Raw genomic sequence first — 20,101 nt, 5'->3', positions numbered from 1 at the left:
CGGGCCCGCGCGACAGCGGACCGCGCCTCCGCCTGCCCCCGGTCAGACCCCGGGTCAGGCCCTCGGCCAGGCCCCCGGGCTCACTCCGGGAACTCCTCCACCAGCTCCTGCTCCGCCCAGATGGTCTTCCCGCTCTGCCCGTACCGGCTCCCCCACCGGCGGCTGAGCTGGGCCACCAGGAAGAGGCCGCGCCCGCCCTCGTCGGTGGTGCGGGCCCGGCGCAGGCGGGGCTGGGTGTTGCTGGGGTCGGTGACCTCGCAGTACAGGAGTTCGCCGCGGATCAGGCGCAGGCCGATGGGGCCGCCAGCGTGGCGCACCGCGTTGGTGACGAGTTCGCTGACGATCAGCTCGGTGACGAAGGCGTTGCCCTCCAGCCCCCACTCGGTCAGCTTCCCGGTGGCCGCGTTGCGGGCCGCCCCCACCGCGCCGGGCTCCGCCGGGAACTCCCAGCTCGCGACGGACCCCGGGTCCAGCGCGGAGGGACGGGCGAGCAGCAGGGCCGCGTCGTCGAGGAACGGGGTGCCGTCCCCGCCGGTCATCAGTCCCTTGGAGAGCGAGGGCAGGCTCTCCTCGGAGCGCTGGAGCCGGGCCAGGCGGTCGGCCAGGTCGAGGGTGGCGGTGTCGAGGTCGGGCCCGTACCGCCGGAGCAGCCCGTCGGTGTACAGACACAGCACGCTGCCCGGCGGGGTGTCCACGGCGGCCGTCTCGAAGGGCAGGCCCCCGACCCCCAGCGGCGGCCCCGGCTGGAGGTCGACCGGCTCGGCGGGCCCGTCGGGGAGGGCGAGGATCGGCGGCGGATGGCCCGCCGAGGCCATCACGCAGCGCCGGGTGACCGGGTCGTGCAGGGCGACCAGGCAGGTGGCGCCGACCGTGTCGCGGTGGCCGGGCTCGGCCTCGGCGGCCAGCCTCGCCACCAGCGTGTCGAGCTGGGTCAGCACCTCGTCGGGGGCCAGCTCCAGGTCGGCCAGGGTCTGCACGGCGGTCCGCAGCCGGCCCATGGTGGCGGTGGCGTGCAGCCCGCTGCCGAACACGTCGCCGACGACCAGCGCGGTACGCAGCGAGGGCAGTGCGATGGCGTCGAACCAGTCGCCGCCGATCTCCGCCCCGGCCTCCGCGGGAACGTACGAGCCGGTGGTCTCCATGACCCGGGTGGAGGTGGACGCCTGCGGCAGCAGCCGCCGCTGGAGGCTGTCCACCGCCCGGTGCTCGCGGGTGTACCGGCGGGCGTTGTCCACGCTCAGCGCGGCCTGCGCGGCGATCTCGGTGAGCAGCTCCGCGTCGTCCTCGTCGAAGGGCTCGGGCCGCTCGGCGCGCCAGACGCCGACGGCCCCGAGCAGCAGGGCGCGGGCGAAGAGCGGGGCGATGACCAGGGAGTGGCCGCCCTCGGGCGCCGCGAGCCGGATGCTGGCGGGGTCCTTCAGCATCTCCTCCACGGCACCCCGGTCCATCCGGATGGTGCGGCCCTCCTGGACCTCGCGCACCATCGGCCGGTCGGGGAAGGGCGGCACGGTCGCGCCGACCGGCAGCAGTTGGTCGGGCCAGGGCCCGTCGGCGGAGCGCACCGCCACCCTGCGCAGCAGCAGGTCTCCCCCGCCGGAGGTCTTCGGCGGCTCCTCGCCGGTGAGGACGGCGTCGGCCAGGTCGACCCAGGCGATGTCGGCGAACTCCGGGACCAGGGTGTCGGCGATCTCCTGCGCCGTCCGCTCGATGTCGAGGGAGTTGCCGACCCCCGCGGAGGCCCGGTGGCGCAGCTCGGCCCGCTGCCCGGCACGCCAGTGCTCGGTGGCGTCGGTGAGGAAGATCGCGACGCCGGTGGGCCTCCCCGCGGCGTCCTCGGTCCGTACGGCGGAGTAGGAGAGCGACCACTCCTGGTACGGCGGGCGGGTGGAACGTACGTGCTGCTCCTGCGCGGCCAGCGGCCTGCCGGTCTCCAGCACGTCCCGCAGCGTCCGCTCGGTCTCCTCGGCGTCCTTCCCGTCCATCACCTCACTCAGCACGCTGCCCACCGGCTGGGGCGGCCCGCCGAACTTCCCGGGCAGCACATTGCTCCGCAGGACGGCGAGACCGGCGTCCCGCAGCAGGAAGCCCAGGCGGTCCTGGGAGAGCAGCGCCCGGAAGACGGCGTCGGCGTCCTCGGCCTCGGCGGCCCGGCCGGCACCGACCGCCACCACCAGCGAGAACGGGGAACCCCGCAGCTCCTCGACCCGGTACCGCACGCGTACGCTCCCGGCCCCGCCGCACCGCAGGACGGCCTCACCGCGCTCCGGCAGCCGGGCCCGGCGCTCCTCGGCCAGCAGCCGCAGCACGGAGCGGCCCAGTACCTCGTCCGCCGGGCGCCCCACCAGCTCCCCGGCCGCCCGCGACCACCCCGCGACGATGCCCCGGCGGTCGACCAGCGCCACCGCAGCACCCTCCGGCGGACCACCACCCGCCTCGCTCGCACCCATGGTGCCGTCACCACCGCCTCTCACCGGGTCGGTGCCCCCATCATGTCCCCCCACCCGCACCCCCGCCTTCCAGCCACCGACTCCGGGTGACCCCACCCCCGAAATCCCACCCCGACCTCCTGCCGTTATCACATATAGCGCCCTATGCAGATCGACAACTCCGCCGAGCCGGACGAGGCGACCGCCTACCTGCACGGCCCCGAGTACGCGGCCGACTCCGCGGCCCCGCCCTTCGCCCCGGACGCCCAGCTCGCCGCCCGCCGCGCCGGTCACGCCGGAGGAGCTGACCGACCGCGCCTGGGCACTGCGCAGCGAACCGCCGGACCCGATGCTCGTCCTGAGCGGCGCCGTCTGAGCCGCCCCACGCCACAAGGGCCGGGACCCCGCCGCACCACCGGCGGCGCCGGCCCTTCCCCCTTGCCCCACCCCACCCCGCCGACGCCGACTGCTTCATGTGCGGCCTGGAGCAGACGACCGAGGAGTCCGCCGTCGTCTTCCGCGACCCGCTCTGGACGGCGCAGACGGTCCCGGGCTACGACGTCCCGCGCTGGTTCGTCCTGCGCGCCCGGCGCCACGCCGAACGGATCACCGGCCTGGACGACACCGAGGCCGCCACTTTCGGCCGCCGCGCCCGCGACCTGGTGGCGGCGGTCACCGAGGCGACCGGCGCCCCGCGACCTACCCGGTCGTCTTCGGCGAGAACCGCCCGCACTTCCACGCCCTGATCACCGCCCGCGGCGCCGACGTCCCCGCCGACCGCCGCAGCGGCGACCTCTTCGAACTCCGCCCGGAGGCCGCCGACCCGGCCGCCGCCACCCTGGTCCCCACGGTCCGCGAGGCATACACCCGGCTCACGGCGAGCGGGACGACGGCCGGCGCCTGAGCAGGCCCCGCACACGCCGAAGGGCCCGTACGACCGAAGTCGTACGGGCCCTTCTCAAGCAGCTCGGAGAGCTACCAGATCAGCGCAAGGCCATCAATTACTTGATGATCTTGGTGACCTGGCCGGCGCCCACGGTCCGGCCACCCTCACGGATGGCGAACTTCAGGCCCTCCTCCATGGCGACGGGCTGGATCAGCTCGACGCGCATCTCGGTGTTGTCGCCCGGCATGACCATCTCGGTGCCCTCGGGGAGGTTCACCACACCGGTCACGTCAGTCGTACGGAAGTAGAACTGCGGGCGGTAGTTGTTGAAGAAGGGGGTGTGACGGCCACCCTCGTCCTTCGACAGGATGTAGGCCTGGGCCTCGAACTCGGTGTGCGGGGTGACCGAACCGGGCTTGATGATGACCTGGCCGCGCTCGACGTCCTCGCGCTTGATGCCACGGAGGAGCAGACCGACGTTCTCACCGGCCTGGCCCTCGTCGAGCAGCTTGCGGAACATCTCGATGCCGGTGACCGTGGTGGTGGTCTTCTCGGTCTTGATGCCGATGATGTCGACGGTCTCGTTGACCTTGAGGACACCACGCTCGATGCGGCCGGTGACGACCGTACCGCGACCGGTGATGGTGAAGACGTCCTCGATCGGCATCAGGAACGGCTTGTCGACGTCACGCTCGGGCTCCGGGATGGACTCGTCCACAGCCTGCATGAGGTTGAGGACGGACTGGCCCCACTCCTTGTCGCCCTCGAGCGCCTTGAGCGCCGAGACCTTGACGACCGGCAGGTCGTCGCCCGGGAACTCGTACTCGGAGAGGAGCTCACGGACCTCGAGCTCGACGAGCTCGAGGATCTCCTCGTCGTCCACCATGTCGGCCTTGTTCAGGGCGACGACGATGTACGGAACGCCGACCTGGCGGGCCAGGAGCACGTGCTCCTTGGTCTGCGGCATCGGGCCGTCGGTGGCGGCGACCACGAGGATGGCGCCGTCCATCTGCGCCGCACCCGTGATCATGTTCTTGATGTAGTCCGCGTGACCGGGGCAGTCGACGTGCGCGTAGTGGCGCGTCTCGGTCTGGTACTCGACGTGCGCGATGGAGATGGTGATACCGCGCTGGCGCTCCTCGGGCGCCTTGTCGATCATGTCGAAGGCCGAGGCCTCGTTCAGGTCCGGGTACGCGTCGTGCAGCACCTTGGTAATGGCGGCCGTGAGGGTCGTCTTACCGTGGTCGATGTGACCGATGGTGCCGATGTTGACGTGCGGCTTAGTCCGCTCGAACTTCGCCTTCGCCACTGGGGTCCTCCTGGAGAGTGGTTCTGTACGCCTTACTCATCGGCGCCAGGTGATCTTTGCTGGGATGCCGGGCCCGGGACACCCCTTCCGGGGTGCGGACGAGGTGTCCGCGGGCTTCCGGTGACAAGCCTAAAGCGTGTGCTCGGAAGAGTTACTCGCCCTTGGCCTTCGCGATGATCTCCTCGGCGACGTTCCGGGGAACCTCGGCGTAGGAGTCGAACTGCATCGAGTAGCTTGCGCGACCCGAGGTCTTGCTGCGGAGGTCGCCGACGTAGCCGAACATCTCCGAGAGCGGCACCAGGCCCTTGACGACCCGGGCGCCGGCCCGCTCCTCCATGGCCTGGATCTGGCCACGGCGGGAGTTGATGTCGCCGATGACGTCGCCCATGTAGTCCTCGGGCGTGGTGACCTCTACGGCCATCATCGGCTCGAGGAGCACGGGGCCGGCCTTACGGGCACCCTCCTTGAACGCCTGCGAACCGGCGATCTTGAAGGCGAGCTCGGAGGAGTCGACCTCGTGGTAGGCGCCGTCGAGCAGGGTCACGCGCACACCGGTCATCTCGTAACCGGCGAGGATGCCGAACTGCATGGCTTCCTGGGCGCCCGCGTCGACCGAGGGGATGTACTCCCTCGGGATGCGGCCACCGGTGACCTTGTTGACGAACTCGTAGCTCGCGTCGCTGTCCGTCAGAGGCTCGATCATGATCTGAACCTTGGCGAACTGACCCGTGCCACCGGTCTGCTTCTTGTGGGTGAAGTCCACGCGCTCGACGGTCTTGCGGATCGTCTCACGGTAGGCGACCTGCGGCTTACCGACGTTGGCCTCGACCCGGAACTCCCGCTTCATGCGGTCGACCAGGACCTCGAGGTGGAGCTCGCCCATGCCGCCGATGACGGTCTGGCCGGTCTCCTCGTTGGTGTGCACCTGGAAGGAGGGGTCCTCCTCCGCGAGACGCTGGATGGCGACACCCAGCTTCTCCTGGTCACCCTTGGACTTGGGCTCGATCGCGACCTCGATGACGGGAGCCGGGAAGTCCATGGACTCCAGGATCACCGGGGCCTTCTCGTCGGACAGCGTCTCACCCGTCGTGGTCTGCTTGAGACCCATGACGGCGACGATGTCACCGGCGCCCACCGACTCGATCTCCTCACGCTTGTTGGCGTGCATGCGGTAGATCTTGCCGATGCGCTCCTTCTTGCCCTTCACCGAGTTCAGCACCGAGGTGCCGGACTGGAGACGGCCCGAGTAGACGCGCACGAAGGTGAGCTTGCCGAGGTGCGGGTCGCTCATGATCTTGAACGCCAGCGCCGACAGCGGCTCCTCGTCGGACGGCTTGCGGGAGACGACCTTCTCCGCGTCCTTGACGTCCTGGCCTTCGATGGCCTCGACGTCGAGGGGCGAGGGGAGGTAGCGCACGACCGCGTCGAGCAGGGGCTGGACGCCCTTGTTCTTGAACGCCGTACCGCAGAACACCGGGGTGACCGTGGTGTCCGAGGACTTGCCCGACGCGATGGTGATGCGGCGGATGGCCGCGTAGAGCTGCTCGACCGAGGGCTCGTTGCCCTCCAGGTACAGCTCCATCAGCGCGTCGTCGTTCTCGGCGACGGTCTCCAGCAGCTTGGCGCGCCACTCGGCGGCCAGCTCGGTGTGGGTCTCCGGGATGTCGACGGTGTCGTACATCTCGCCCTTGGCGGCGTCCGCCGACCAGACGTACGCCTTCATCGTCACCAGGTCGACGACACCCTGGAAGTCGGCCTCGGAACCGATCGGCAGCTGCATGACGATCGGGGTCGCGCCGAGGCGGTCCGTGATCATGTCGACGCAGCGCAGGAACTCGGCGCCGGTGCGGTCCAGCTTGTTGACGAAGCAGATGCGCGGGACGCCGTAACGGTCGGCCTGACGCCAGACCGTCTCGGACTGCGGCTCCACACCGGCGACGCCGTCGAACACGGTGACGGCACCGTCGAGGACGCGGAGCGAACGCTCCACCTCGACCGTGAAGTCCACGTGGCCCGGGGTGTCGATGATGTTGATGGTGTGGTCGACGTCCTCGAGCGGCCAGTGGCAGGTCGTCGCGGCGGACGTGATCGTGATGCCGCGCTCCTGCTCCTGCTCCATCCAGTCCATCGTGGCAGCGCCGTCGTGGACCTCACCGATCTTGTACGAGACACCGGTGTAGAACAGAATCCGCTCGGTGGTCGTCGTCTTGCCCGCGTCGATGTGGGCCATGATCCCGATGTTGCGGACCTTGGCCAGGTCAAGTGAAGTGGTAGCCATAAGGCTTCAGTCTTCTCTCGGTCTCGATGGGGGTAGCGACTACCAGCGGTAGTGCGCGAAGGCCTTGTTGGACTCGGCCATCTTGTGCGTGTCCTCGCGCTTCTTCACAGCGGCACCCAGGCCGTTGGAGGCGTCGAGAAGCTCGTTCATGAGGCGCTCGGTCATCGTCTTCTCACGGCGGGCGCGCGAGTAGCCGACCAGCCAGCGCAGCGCGAGCGTGTTGGCGCGGCCGGGCTTGACCTCGATCGGGACCTGGTAGGTCGCGCCACCGACACGGCGGGACTTGACCTCGAGGGTGGGCTTGATGTTCTCCAGCGCACGCTTCAGGGTGATGATCGGGTCGTTGCCGGTCTTCTCGCGCAGGCCCTCCATGGCGCCGTACACGATGCGCTCGGCGGTGGAGCGCTTGCCGTTCAGCAGCACCTTGTTGATGAGGGAGGTCACCAGAGGAGAACCGTAGACCGGGTCGATGATGACCGGGCGCTTCGGGGCGGGGCCCTTACGAGGCATTCTTACTTCTCCTTCTTGGCGCCGTAGCGGCTGCGGGCCTGCTTGCGGTTCTTGACACCCTGGGTGTCGAGGGAGCCGCGGATGATCTTGTAGCGAACACCCGGCAGGTCCTTCACACGGCCACCACGCACGAGCACGATGGAGTGCTCCTGCAGGTTGTGTCCCTCACCCGGGATGTAGGCCGTGACCTCGATGCCCGAGGTCAGACGCACACGCGCGACCTTACGGAGGGCCGAGTTCGGCTTCTTCGGGGTGGTCGTGAACACACGCGTGCAGACGCCGCGGCGCTGGGGCGAACCCTCGAGTGCGGGCGTCTTGTTCTTTTCGACCTTGTCCTGCCGGCCCTTACGGACCAGCTGCTGGATCGTAGGCACTACTTCTCCGGTTTCTGTGTGCCGAACAGGTAAAGCTAACCTGGAACCCACCCGACCCACGCGGTCGGGTGTGTCGAATACCGCGGATGCCCCGCTAGCACACGGGAGAAGCGCAGATTGCGGTGCTGACGCCTATCGCTCACCGCGCGGGCTGGACACGCACGGGAGCCTAGGCACACCCCAGGCACAAGGTCTGAGCGTACCTATCGCACGGAGTTCGGTCAAAACAAATGCACGCGCAGCGGACGCGCTGGTCAGACGCCCCGTACCCCGGGGCGGACCGGCACCCTCCGCTGCATGATCGTCTTCTGGTCCCGCGGGGGACGCTACACCGGGCCGCGAGGTGGTGCCAGGGGCGCCCTGGCCTGAATCGTTCGCCGGGCCCCGGCACACTCACTCCCACCCTCTGTGCGTTTTCGGCCACAGAGCGCAGCTTTCCCGCCGAGTAGCGGGGCGGGGGGATTCATTCCGGTCAAGGGCGGGCCACCTGGGCCGGGGGGTCAGTACGTTGACCCGTCCCGCCCCGTCCGTACCGCCGGACGGGGCGCGCGGGCACGGACGCGGTGCGGGGAACCACGGGGAGGGAGCCGATGACGGCCGGGGGAGACGGGCTGGACGACCGGGTGCCGTTCCTGGCCCGGCTGGAGGGCGGCGAGCGGCAGGCGCTCCTCGCCCTCGGCTCACCGATGACGTACGCGCCCCGGCAGGCCCTGCTGCGCGAGCACGAGCCCTCCGCGCACGTCCTGCTCCTGCTCACCGGGTGGACCAAGGTGACGGCCGCGGCACCCAACGGGTACGAGGCGCTGCTCGCGCTGCGCGGCCCCGGCGACATCGTGGGCGAGTTCGCGGCCCTGACCAGCAAGCCCCGCTCGGCGCACGTGACGGCGCTGGAGGAGGTGCGGGCCGTCGCGGTGGAGCCGGCCCGGTTCACGGAGTTCCTGCGGTCGGCGCCCCCGGTGTCGATGACGCTGCTGGCGCTGGTGTCGGACCGCACCCGGGCGGCCGACCGGCGCCGGCTGGAGTTCGCCTCGATGACCGTGCGGGAGCGGTTCGCCTCGCTCCTGCTGGAGCTCGCCCGCGGCTTCGGGCAGCGGACCGCCGACGGGGTCGAGCTGCAAGTGCCGCTCAGCAAACAGGAGTTGGCCGGTTCGGTCGGGGCCTCGCGGGAGATGGTGCAGCGGCTGCTGAAGGAACTGCGGGACCGGGACGCCGTCGTCACCGGACGCCGGGCCCTGGTCGTGCGCCGCCCCGACGTGCTGCGCCGGATCGCGGGGGGCGGGCCCTGACGGCCGGCCGGGCTCTCTCCCTCCCCGTTCTCTGTAAACACCGTCACAGTCCGAGCGCGCCATCCGTCCTCACGCGGTCCGGCGCTCGGGCGCCACGCTGAGACCACTCGCCCGGCCCAGTCCGCGCCGGGCCGGGTACCGCCGTTCGCACTCCGGCCCCCAGGGCCGTTCCGAGAGGTAGGCAGGGCACGATGAACGATCCCGTCAACCGGACGATGCTGCTGGTCGACATCGAGAAGTTCAGCGACCGCGACGACGTCGAACAGGCCTTCCTGCGGCGGATGTTGTACGACGTGGTCGACCGGACCATGGAGCGGGCCGGGATCGACGAGACGCTGCGGCTGCGGGCCGACCAGGGCGACAGCGTCATGGAGTTCATCGACCCGAACGTCCCGGTGCCGCAGGTGCTGCGCTCGGTCATCTCCGAGCTGCCCGCGCAGCTGAAGGCGGTCAACCGGATGGCCTCCAGCGCCGCCCAGATGCGGCTGCGGACCGTGGTGGCCAGCGGGTTCATCGCCCTGGACGAGCGTGGCATCTGGGTCGGCAGCGACCTCAACCACGCCTGCCGCCTCCTCGACGCCGACCTCCTGCGCGCCGCCCTGCGCGAGCGCCCCGGCGACGTCGCCCTCTGCGTCTCGCAGAGCGTCCACGCCGGGATCGTGCGCCACGGTCACCTCGGCATCCCCGCCGAGGAGTTCCACGAGGTCACCCTCGCCAGCAAGAACGGGCCCCTGCCCGCCTGGCTCCTCGGCCCGGTCCCCGCCTCGGGACAGGCCGCGGCGGCGCCGGGCGCGGCGGGGCCCGCACCGACCCCGGTCCCGGACGCTTCGGGGGAGCGCCCGGGACCGGCCGGGGGAACGGAGGCCGGGCCGTCGGGGGGCGGCTCGGCCTCCACCTCCACCCCGGCACCCGCGCCCGCTCCGGCCACCCAGCCCCCGGCGGGCATCCACTTCACCGGCGGCGCCCCCGCCTTCGGCGGCAGCCTCGTCATGGGGAACCAGCACGGCGTCTCCGGCGGCCGGGTCGACGGCGACGTCGTGATGGGCAGCGTCGGCGGGCCCCCGCGCCCGGGGCGCACCCCGGACGGACACGCGCCGGGCGTCGACACCCCGGACCAGGACGCTCCTTCCCCCGACGACCGGCAGACCCCCGGCACCGGCGGGGCAGGCCCCCGATGAGCGCCGCCGACACCGCCACTCCCCCGGCGAACCCCGCCCCGAACGGCCCGGCCGCGCCCCCGGCCGACCCGAACGCCCCGCAGCAGCAGGGCCAGGGCCAGGCCGAGGAGCAGGACGAGGCGGGCGAGGAGCAGGACCGCCCGCAGGACGCCTGGTCGTCCCGGCGGGAACTGGCCGACCACGCGCCGCCCGCCCTGCGGATCGGCTCCGGTGCCGGGTTCGGCGGCGCCCTGGTCCAGGGGGATCAGCACGGCGTCTCCGGCGGGCGGGTCGCCGGTGACGTGATCATGGGGAGCAAGACCGAGATCTGGCAGCTCGGGCCGCCCGCGCCGCACGCCTCGGGCGAGGTCCCGGCGGCCACGCTGGAGCGGCTGGCCGAGTCGTTCGTCGCCGACGAGGAGGCGTTCGCGGCGCTCGCGGACCGGCTGCGCGAGGAGCGCGTCCTGGTCGTCCGGGGCTCCGCCTTCACCGGCCGCCGCACCGCCGCCCTGATGCTGCTCCGGCGGGCCGGCGCCACCTCCGTACGCTCCCTGCTGCGTGACCGCCCGCCCGCCGAGCTGGCCGCGCAGCTCGACGCCGAGCAGCAGCGCGCCGAGCAGGCGCGGGCCGGGGACGCGCCCGCCGCGGGCCCGGTCGGCTACGTGCTCTGCGACCTGATGGCCGACCGCACCCGCCCGCTGCGCGAGCCGCACCTGCTGGCCGTTCGCGACCGGCTCGCCGCGCACGACGGCTACCTGGTGGTGACGGCCGGCCCCACCGCCGTCCTGGAGGAGGTCGACCCGGCCGGCTGGCAGCCGCCCTCGGTCGCCGAGGTGCTCACCGCCCACCTCACCGCCCACCTGCGCGCCACCGCCCCGGACCCGGCGACGCGCGAGGAGTACGCCGGGCGCGAGTCGGCCCGCCTGCTGGCTCTGCCGGCCGTCACCGGTTTCCTCGCCCGCGACCACCAGCTCCGCGAGGCCGCCGCCTTCGCACCGGCGCTGGCCCGGCACGCGGCCGGGGGCCTCGCCGCCGACGAGCTGGACGCCTTCTCGCTGGGGGCGCTGGAGAGCCAGGTGCGGGAGTGGTTCGAGGAGGACGAGGCGGCGCTGCCCCTGCGCGACAAGGCGTTCCTCATCTCGCTGGCCGCCTTCGACGGCGGGCCGTACGCCCTGACCGCCGAACTCAGCGACCGGCTCTACGCCGAACTCCTGCGCACCCAGCGCCCGCACGCTCCCGCCGACGTACCGGTCTTCGGGACACACATCGGCAAGCGGCTCCAACTGGCGCGCGCGGAGCGGCGCCAGGCCGAGGAGGCGACCGAGTGGGGCCCGGTACGGCAGTGGGTGGCCGCCTTCCGCGACGACCGGGCGGCCCTGGTCCTGCTGCGGGAGCTGTGGACCGGCCACCCCTCGGCACGGCCCGCGCTGGTCCGCTGGCTGCGCGCGCTGGCCGAGGACGGGCGCCCGCTGGTACGCACCCGGGCGGCGGCGACCACGGCCGTCCTCGCCCACGCCGACCTGCCCTCCGCGATGGCCCTGCTGATCGAGGAGTGGGCGGCCTCCCCGCGCTACCGCCACCGCATGGTCGCGGCCGGCTCCCTGGCCCTGGCCCACTTCGTGGGCGCCCCCAACGTCCCCCGCGTCCTGGACGGCTGGAGCCAGGGCGAGGACCGCCCGATGCGCTGGGTGGCGATCCGCACCCACGCCCTGATCGGCCCCGAACGCCCGGCCCGCACCCTGCGCCTCCTGCGCACGGTGGTCCGCAAGGAGTACGAGGAGTCCCGGCGCGAGGACCCGCCGGCGCCGCTGGACGAGGTGATGGTCGAGGAGCTGGCCGGGGCGGTGGAGCTGCTGCTCCTCTCCGAAGCCCGCGAGACGGTCCTCGGAGAGCTGCTGGCCAGCTACGAGGTGGACCGGCCCGCCCGCGACCTCACCCTCGCCGGATTCCTGCGCGCCTGCGGACGCGGCGCCGAACTCCGTACCGACCCGGAGTCCGGTCTCGGTCCCGACCCGGCCGAGGAGGAAGGCCCGGACGAGGAGCACCCGCACGGCTGGCCGCTGGTCCTCGACTGGTACCGCGAGGCCGCCGCCGACCCGGCCACCGCCTGGGCCGCGCACGGCCTGACCCGGCTGTGGCGCGCGGCCCTCGGCGACTCCCTGCACAGCCGGGACGCCCTGGAGGTGCTGCGGCTGTGGGTGCTGGCCGCCGCCCACCGCCAAGACGTGGAGTGGGCGCTGGCCGCGCTGCTCCCGGCGCTGGTCGCCGCACCGGAGGACGCGCTGCGCCTGGCCCACCTGCTGCGCACCATGCCCGGCGAGGACGGCGCGCCCCCGCCGCCGGTCGCCGCCCGCCTGCTGACCGTCGTCCCGGCCGCCGGCCACCCCGTGCCCCAGCCCCGCTGAACCGCCGTACCGCCCGACCGCACCACCGCACGCCGAGGAGACGCGAGCCATGCCCGACCACCGCCGCCCGCCGGAGTGGCAGCAGAACGCCGACCGCCACACCGAGTTGCGCGACCCCGTGCTGACCGTGCGGCAGATCTCGCGGTTCGAGTTCAGCCGCAAGGCCCTCACCCGCATCGACCACGCCCTGGTCTTCACGACCCCGCGTGGCGGCCACGAGGTCTACCTGCCACCCCGCAGGCCCAGCCGCAGCGAGGTCGCCGCCAGGCGCTACACCTCGGTCTACGAGGTGGACATGGGCATCCACCCGTGGCGCGAGGAGCTGGCACTGCCCAGCGACAACGACGCCTTCGAGTTCGGCGCCGAGGTCGACTTCTCCTGGCAGGTGGTCGACCCGGCGCGGTACGTCGCGGGCGGACACCGGGACGTACCGGCGCTGCTCGTCGGGGAGTTGCAGCAGGCGGCGCGCCCGGTCACCCGGCGTTTCCCGGTCTCGGCCAGCGCCGAGGCGGAGCGGGAGCTGCTGCGGGCGACGGCCGGACTCGGCCCGCTCGGGGCGACGGCCGGGCTCCAGGTCACCTGGACCCTGCGGGTCCGCCGCGACGAGGGCGACATCGCCCACCAGCGGCGGCTGCGCGAGATCGACCAGAACGTGGCCGAGCAGATCCGCGCCGACCAGGGCGGCATGGAGGCCGACCTGGTCCGCCACAAGCGCGAACTCCAGCAGGACGCGCTCCAGATCAGCCGCTCCCTGGAGTACGGCGAGCAGGCGCAGCGGCTCGCGCTCCAGCAGCAGCAGTGGCAGCACGAACAGGCCCTGGCCGCCAGCTACCAGCAGATGGAGCTCCAGCGGGTCAACGCCCAGAAGATCGACTACTACCAGCACCACCTGGCCCAGGGCGGCATCCACGCCCTCGCGTTCCGCCTCGCCGAACACCCCGAGGACATGCGGCTGGTGATGGAGAACATGCGCCAGGACCAGATCCAGCTCATGCACTCCCAGCTCCAGCTGGTCGAACAGGTCCTCAAGGGCGACCACGCCGAGGCGTACGAGCTGGACGAGCCGAAGAAGCTCGCCCTGCGCACCATGACGGAGATCTTCAACCAGCGCCTCCCCGGCGTCCCCCACGAGCCCCCGGTCATCGGCCCGCCGCCCCCGCAGACCCCGCCCTACCCGGGCCAGACCGTCCCCGGCCAGACGCTCCCGGAACCCCCGCGGCTCCCCCAGCAGGCCCCGCCCGAGACCACCGGGCCCGAGGCGGCTCCGCCCACCCCGCCCCCCGGCAACCCGTACGCCTCCCCGCCCCAGGCCGGCCCGTACACCCAGCCCCACCCGTACGCACCCCCGCCCCCGCCCTGGCAGGCCCCGCCCGGCTACGGCACCGTCCCCACCGCCCCGGGCCCGGCCCAGCCGCCACCCGCTCCCCCGGCGGCCCCGCCCCAGCCCGAGCCCCAGCCCCGCCCCGACACCCCGCACGAGGACACCGCCCCGGCCCAGGACGGCACCCCATGACCGACCTCGACCTCACCACCCCGGACCCCGCCCCGCCCCCGGACCAGGACGCCGACCACACCCGGCCCCATCCCGCCCACCTCCCGCTCCCCGCCACGCAGCCCCCGTCCCCGCCCCCGCCCGGCGCCACCGTCGCCGCCCGCCTCCTGGCAGACCTGCACACCGAGATCGGGCGGGCCGACAGCAAGGCGGCCGTGCTGGTGGCGGCGCTCGGCATGACGGCGGGCGTCTTCACCGGGCTGCTGGCGGGCAAGGACTGGGCCCCGGGCTCGCTCGGCCCGGCCGGGCTCCTCCTGTGGTGGGCCGGGGCCGCCGCCCTCGCCGTCTCCCTGCTCGCCCTGCTCCTCGCGGTCCTCCCCCGCTACCGCGCCGACGCCTGGGCCCCGGGCGAGCCGCTCTCCTACTTCGCCGACATCCGCCAGGCAGCGGCGGCGGGCGAGGCCGAGCTGACCCGGGCGCTGGCCGCCACCGAACGCGACCCGCTGCACGGGCTGGCCCGCGCCCTGACCGGGACGAGCCGGATCGCCGCCGTCAAGCACCGCTGGATCAGGGCCGGGCTGATCGCCTTCAGTGCCGGCAGCGTCCTGCTCCCCACGGCCGTCCTCACCGGCTGACCCGTCCCCTTCCGTCCCCCGCCTCCGCCCGGCACCGCTCACGCCACCACCGCACCGCGAGGTATCCCATGACCACCACACCCAACCCGCCGGACAGCACCGACCCGCACCCCGCCGCCGGGCCCACGCCCCCGCAGTACCCCCAGCAGCCCCCGGCCTACCCCACCGGGCCCACCCAGCCGCCCGCGCCCCCGGCGTACCCGGCCCAGTACGCGCCCCCGGCGTACCCGAGCCCCACCCCGCAGACCCCTCCCCCGGCGCAGCACGCCGCACCGCCGGTACCGCCCCAGCCCCAGCCCGCGATCCCGCCGAAGCCCATCACCCCGGCACCGCTCCACGCCCACCACATCAGCACCGACCAGCGCCGCGTCTACCTCAAGGCACACCAGCGGCACGCGGACGCCACCGCTCTCGGCTCGCTCCTGATCTACCTGCCGCACTTCCTCTCCAGCCTGGTCGTGGTGAGCCTGGTCTCGCTGCTCGTCCTGGGCGACCTGGCCTTCCTCGGCATCGTCGGCTGGCTGCTGACCGGGCTGCTGATCTTCCACCGCCCGACCGAGTCGACCCTCGCCCGCCGCCTGCTGGGGCTGCGCCACCCGACGCGGGAGGAGTTCTCCCGGCTGGCGCCGGTCTGGCAGGAGGTGACCGCGCGGGCCGGGGTCGACGCGCAGAACTACGAGCTGTGGATCGAGGAGAACGACACCGACCTCAACGCGGTCGCCGCCGCCGGCCACATCGTCGGCGTCACCACCTTCGCCCTCAACCGCCTGCCCAACGGCGAACTCGCCGCCGTCCTCGCCCACGAACTCGGCCACCACGTCGGCGGCCACGCCTGGGCCTCCCTGCTCGGCTACTGGTACGCGCTGCCCGCCCGGCTCGCCTACCGCGTGATCCGGTTCCTCGCCGTGATCACCCTGCGCGTCGCGGCGGTCTTCTCGCTCCTCGGCTTCCTGGTGATCGCGTTCTTCCTCGGCATCGTCGCCTTCGGCACGATCACCACCCTCTACGGGCTCCCCCTGCTGATCCTCGCCGCCCCCTACGCCCTGGCCGCCGTGGGCCGCCGCGCGGAACTCCGGGCCGACCAGCACGCCGCCGCCCTCGGCTTCGCCCCGATGCTCGCCTCCGTCCTCCACCAGATGCACGGCGCCGACCAGGCGGCCAAGCAGCAGGCAGCCCTGGCCGCCCGCGCGGCCGGTACCCGGCTCCCCAAGGAGTCGGCGATGGCCAAGCTGCTCGCCACCCACCCCGACCACCACACCCGCCTGCACCACCTCCAGCCCTGGCTCCAGCCCCAGCCCCCGCGCTGACCTCACCGCCGGGCCCCGGACACGCCGAAGGGCGGCCACCCCCGAGGGGGTGGCCGCCCTTCACGGCCTTACCGGCCTACCAGCTCACTGGTTGTACGGACCGTAGTCGTAGTCCTCCAGCGGGACGGCCTGGCCGGAGCCGGTGCCGAACGGCGAGTAGTCGATGTCGTCGTAACCGACGGCCGAGTACATCGCGGCCTTGGCCTCCTCGGTCGGCTCGACCCGGATGTTGCGGTAGCGGGACAGGCCCGTACCGGCCGGGATGAGCTTACCGATGATGACGTTCTCCTTGAGGCCGATCAGGGAGTCCGACTTGGCGTTGATCGCCGCGTCGGTCAGGACCCTGGTCGTCTCCTGGAAGGACGCCGCCGACAGCCACGACTCGGTCGCCAGCGAGGCCTTGGTGATACCCATCAGCTGCGGACGGCCGGAGGCGGGGTGACCGCCCTCGGTGACCACACGACGGTTCTCGGTCTCGAACTTCGACCGCTCGACCAGCTCGCCGGGCAGCAGCTCGGCGTCGCCGGACTCGATGATCGTCACGCGGCGGAGCATCTGCCGGATGATGATCTCGATGTGCTTGTCGTGGATCGACACACCCTGCGAGTTGTAGACCTTCTGGACCTCGCCCACGAGGTGCACCTGCACCGCGCGCTGGCCGAGGATGCGCAGCACGTCGTGCGGGTTGGTGGCACCCACGGTGAGCTTCTGGCCCACCTCGACGTGGTCGCCCTCGCCCACCAGCAGACGGGCACGCTTCGAGATCGGGAACGCCACCTCGTCGCTGCCGTCGTCCGGGGTGACGACGAGCTTCTTGGTCTTCTCGGTCTCCTCGATCCGCACGCGTCCGGCGGACTCGGAGATCGGGGCGACACCCTTCGGCGTACGGGCTTCGAAGAGCTCGACGACTCGGGGCAGACCCTGGGTGATGTCGTCACCGGCCACACCACCGGTGTGGAAGGTACGCATCGTCAGCTGGGTACCGGGCTCACCGATGGACTGGGCGGCGATGATGCCGACCGCCTCACCGATGTCGACCAGCTTGCCGGTGGCGAGCGAACGGCCGTAGCAGTACGCACAGGTGCCGACGGCCGACTCGCAGGTCAGGACCGAGCGGGTCTTGACCTCCTCGACGCCGTGCAGGACCAGCTGATCGATGAGGACGTCACCGAGGTCGACGTTGGCCGGCGCGATGACCTTGCCGTCGACGACGACGTCCTCGGCCAGCATGCGGGCGTAGACGCTGGTCTCGACATCCTCGGTCTTGCGCAGGACACCGTCCGCACCGCGGTCGGCGATCTTGAGCTTGAGACCGCGCTCGGTACCGCAGTCCTCCTCGCGGATGATGACGTCCTGCGAGACGTCCACCAGACGACGGGTGAGGTAACCCGAGTCGGCGGTACGCAGGGCGGTGTCCGCGAGGCCCTTACGGGCACCGTGGGTGGCGATGAAGTACTCGAGGACCGAGAGGCCCTCGCGGAACGACGCCTTGATGGGACGCGGGATCGTCTCGTTCTTGGCGTTCGACACGAGACCACGCATACCGGCGATCTGACGCAGCTGCATCATGTTTCCGCGCGCGCCCGAGTTCACCATCATGGCGATCGGGTTGGTCTTCGGGAAGTTGTCGTTCATCGCCTCGGCGACCTCGTTGGTCGCCTTGGTCCAGATCGCGATGAGCTCCTGGGTCCGCTCGTCCTTCGTGATCAGACCCCGCTCGTACTGCTTCTGGACCTTGACGTCCTGAGCCTCGTACGACGTCACGATGTTGCGCTTGGCCTCGGGGACGACGACGTCCGAGATGGCCACGGTGACGCCGGACCGGGTGGCCCAGTGGAAGCCGGAGGCCTTCAGGTTGTCGAGCGTCGCCGCGACGACGACCTTCGGGTACCGCTCGGCCAGGTCGTTGACGATCTGGGAGAGCTGCTTCTTGCCGACCTCGTAGTCGACGAAGGGGTAGTCCTCGGGCAGCAGCTCGTTGAAGAGCGCGCGGCCCAGGGTGGTGTTCAGCCGGAAGCTGTCGCCCGGCTGGTACTCCGGCTCACCCTCCTCGGCGACCGGCGGGGTCCAGCCACGCGGCGGGATGGTGCCGACCGGGAAGCGGATGTCGATCTTCGACTGGAGCGACAGCTCGCCCGCGTCGAAGGCCATGATCGCCTCGGCGGTCGAACCGAAGGCACGCCCCTCGCCCTTCACGTGCCGGCCGTCGCCGTCCGTGGTGAGGAAGAAGAGGCCGAGCACCATGTCCTGGGTCGGCATGGTGACCGGACGGCCGTCGGCCGGCTTGAGGATGTTGTTCGAGGACAGCATCAGGATGCGGGCCTCGGCCTGCGCCTCCGCGGAGAGCGGCAGGTGGACGGCCATCTGGTCACCGTCGAAGTCCGCGTTGAACGCGGTGCAGACGAGCGGGTGGATCTGGATGGCCTTGCCCTCGACCAGCTGCGGCTCGAAGGCCTGGATGCCGAGGCGGTGCAGGGTGGGCGCGCGGTTCAGCAGCACCGGGTGCTCGGCGATGACCTCTTCGAGGACGTCGTACACCACGGTGCGGCCACGCTCGACCATGCGCTTGGCCGACTTGATGTTCTGCGCGTGGTTCAGGTCGACCAGGCGCTTCATCACGAACGGCTTGAAGAGCTCCAGCGCCATCGCCTTCGGCAGACCGCACTGGTGCAGCTTGAGCTGCGGACCGACGACGATCACGGAACGCGCGGAGTAGTCCACACGCTTGCCGAGGAGGTTCTGACGGAAGCGGCCCTGCTTGCCCTTGAGCATGTCGGAGAGCGACTTCAGCGGACGGTTGCCGGGGCCCGTGACGGGGCGGCCGCGGCGGCCGTTGTCGAAGAGCGCGTCGACGGCCTCCTGGAGCATGCGCTTCTCGTTGTTCACGATGATCTCGGGCGCGCCGAGGTCGAGAAGCCGCTTCAGGCGGTTGTTGCGGTTGATGACGCGGCGGTACAGGTCGTTCAGGTCGGAGGTCGCGAAGCGGCCACCGTCCAGCTGCACCATCGGACGCAGGTCCGGCGGGATGACCGGGACGCAGTCCAGGACCATGCCCTTGGGGCTGTTGCTGGTCTGGAGGAAGGCGGAGACGACCTTGAGGCGCTTGAGCGCACGGGTCTTCTTCTGGCCCTTGCCGGTCCGGATGATCTCGCGGAGGCGCTCGGCCTCCTCGTCCAGGTCGAAGGTCTCCAGCCGCTTCTGGAGCGCGGCGGCGCCCATCGAGCCGTCGAAGTACGTGCCGAAGCGGTCACGCAGCTCGCGGTAGAGCAGCTCGTCGCCCTCCAGGTCCTGGACCTTGAGGTTCTTGAAGCGGTTCCAGACCTCGTCGAGACGGTCGATCTCGCGCTGCGCGCGGTCGCGCAGCTGCTTCATCTCCCGCTCGGCACCTTCGCGCACCTTGCGGCGCACGTCGGCCTTGGCACCCTCGGCCTCCAGCTCGGCCAGGTCGGTCTCGAGCTTCTTGGCACGGGCCTCGAGGTCGGCGTCGCGCCGGTTCTCGATCTGCTGACGCTCGACGGAGACGTGCGCCTCCAGCGACGGGAGGTCGCGGGTGCGGCGCTCCTCGTCCACGAACGTGATCATGTACGCGGCGAAGTAGATGACCTTCTCGAGGTCCTTCGGCGCGAGGTCCAGCAGGTAGCCCAGGCGCGAGGGGACGCCCTTGAAGTACCAGATGTGGGTCACGGGAGCGGCGAGCTCGATGTGGCCCATCCGCTCACGGCGCACCTTGGCACGGGTCACCTCGACGCCGCAGCGCTCACAGATGATGCCCTTGAAGCGGACCCGCTTGTACTTGCCGCAGTAGCACTCCCAGTCCCGGGTCGGACCGAAGATCTTCTCGCAGAAGAGCCCGTCCTTCTCCGGCTTGAGGGTGCGGTAGTTGATGGTCTCCGGCTTCTTGACCTCGCCGTGGGACCACTGTCGGATGTCGTCCGCGGTCGCCAGGCCGATCCGCAGCTCGTCGAAGAAGTTGACGTCGAGCACTTTGTCGTCAATCCCTCTTTCAGGGTTCGTGCCCCACCGCCCGGAGGCGGAA

13 protein-coding genes are annotated in these 20,101 nt (G+C 71.8%); 7 read left to right on the top strand and 6 right to left on the bottom strand.

All coding sequences use genetic code 11. From position 1 onward, the window contains the following. Positions 1 to 80: 80 nt before the first annotated feature. Entirely contained in the window at positions 81 to 2,402 is a 2,322-nt protein-coding gene (locus OIM89_RS18515) for a SpoIIE family protein phosphatase (protein WP_264491795.1), read from the bottom strand. 497 nt (positions 2,403 to 2,899) lie between these two features. Here OIM89_RS18515 and OIM89_RS18510 point away from each other — a divergent pair, with 497 nt between their 5' ends. After that, complete coding sequence (locus tag OIM89_RS18510) at positions 2,900 to 3,172, top strand: hypothetical protein (RefSeq protein ID WP_226965347.1); 273 nt, start codon at positions 2,900 to 2,902, stop codon at positions 3,170 to 3,172. A 255-nt stretch (positions 3,173 to 3,427) separates the two neighbouring features. Here the strand turns inward: OIM89_RS18510 and tuf are convergent, their stop codons facing one another. The 4 genes from tuf to rpsL form a co-directional block, all read right to left on the bottom strand. After that, a complete protein-coding gene (gene tuf, locus OIM89_RS18505; RefSeq protein WP_030700000.1) occupies positions 3,428 to 4,621 on the bottom strand; it encodes an elongation factor Tu in 1,194 nt (397 codons plus the stop codon). Between the two features lie 151 nt (positions 4,622 to 4,772). After that, a complete protein-coding gene (fusA, locus tag OIM89_RS18500; RefSeq protein ID WP_030699999.1) occupies positions 4,773 to 6,899 on the bottom strand; it encodes an elongation factor G in 2,127 nt (708 codons plus the stop codon). A gap of 39 nt (positions 6,900 to 6,938) precedes the next feature. After that, on the bottom strand, positions 6,939 to 7,409 hold the full coding sequence (gene rpsG / locus OIM89_RS18495; RefSeq protein WP_003948651.1) for a 30S ribosomal protein S7: 471 nt from the start codon (positions 7,407 to 7,409) through the stop codon (positions 6,939 to 6,941). Positions 7,410 to 7,411: 2 nt separating this feature from the next. Next, positions 7,412 to 7,783, bottom strand: a complete 372-nt coding sequence (gene rpsL / locus OIM89_RS18490; RefSeq protein WP_003948652.1) for a 30S ribosomal protein S12 — start codon at positions 7,781 to 7,783, stop codon at positions 7,412 to 7,414. A gap of 590 nt (positions 7,784 to 8,373) precedes the next feature. On the opposite strand from rpsL, the gene OIM89_RS18485 reads away from it, so the two are divergent. From OIM89_RS18485 to OIM89_RS18460, 6 genes are all read left to right on the top strand, one after another. Beyond that, the gene (locus OIM89_RS18485; protein ID WP_030699998.1) at positions 8,374 to 9,069 is read left to right on the top strand and encodes a Crp/Fnr family transcriptional regulator; all 696 of its coding nucleotides are present in this window, start codon (positions 8,374 to 8,376) and stop codon (positions 9,067 to 9,069) included. 191 nt (positions 9,070 to 9,260) lie between these two features. Next, positions 9,261 to 10,247: a hypothetical protein gene (locus OIM89_RS18480; protein ID WP_175510477.1), complete on the top strand. Its 987-nt coding sequence runs from the start codon at positions 9,261 to 9,263 to the stop codon at positions 10,245 to 10,247. Continuing rightward, on the top strand, positions 10,244 to 12,631 hold the full coding sequence (locus tag OIM89_RS18475) for a hypothetical protein (protein ID WP_264491440.1): 2,388 nt from the start codon (positions 10,244 to 10,246) through the stop codon (positions 12,629 to 12,631). The genes OIM89_RS18480 and OIM89_RS18475 overlap by 4 nt, the downstream gene beginning before the upstream one ends. Positions 12,632 to 12,680: 49 nt before the next feature. After that, entirely contained in the window at positions 12,681 to 14,144 is a 1,464-nt protein-coding gene (locus OIM89_RS18470; protein WP_247860804.1) for a hypothetical protein, read from the top strand. Continuing rightward, on the top strand, positions 14,141 to 14,758 hold the full coding sequence (locus tag OIM89_RS18465; RefSeq protein WP_264491439.1) for a Pycsar system effector family protein: 618 nt from the start codon (positions 14,141 to 14,143) through the stop codon (positions 14,756 to 14,758). The genes OIM89_RS18470 and OIM89_RS18465 overlap by 4 nt, the downstream gene beginning before the upstream one ends. A 68-nt stretch (positions 14,759 to 14,826) precedes the next feature. After that, entirely contained in the window at positions 14,827 to 16,065 is a 1,239-nt protein-coding gene (locus tag OIM89_RS18460) for a M48 family metalloprotease (protein WP_257204365.1), read from the top strand. 84 nt (positions 16,066 to 16,149) lie between these two features. Here the strand turns inward: OIM89_RS18460 and OIM89_RS18455 are convergent, their stop codons facing one another. Then, positions 16,150 to 20,049 carry a DNA-directed RNA polymerase subunit beta' gene (locus OIM89_RS18455; RefSeq protein ID WP_030697569.1) on the bottom strand — a complete coding sequence of 1,300 codons (3,900 nt, stop codon included), beginning with the start codon at positions 20,047 to 20,049 and terminating at the stop codon, positions 16,150 to 16,152. Between the last annotated feature and the right edge of the window lie 52 nt (positions 20,050 to 20,101).

It is taken from the genome of Streptomyces sp. BI87 (assembly GCF_025957665.1).
In the GTDB taxonomy this organism is placed as follows: domain Bacteria; phylum Actinomycetota; class Actinomycetes; order Streptomycetales; family Streptomycetaceae; genus Streptomyces; species Streptomyces albidoflavus.
This window is presented reverse-complemented; position numbering and strand designations above follow the sequence as displayed.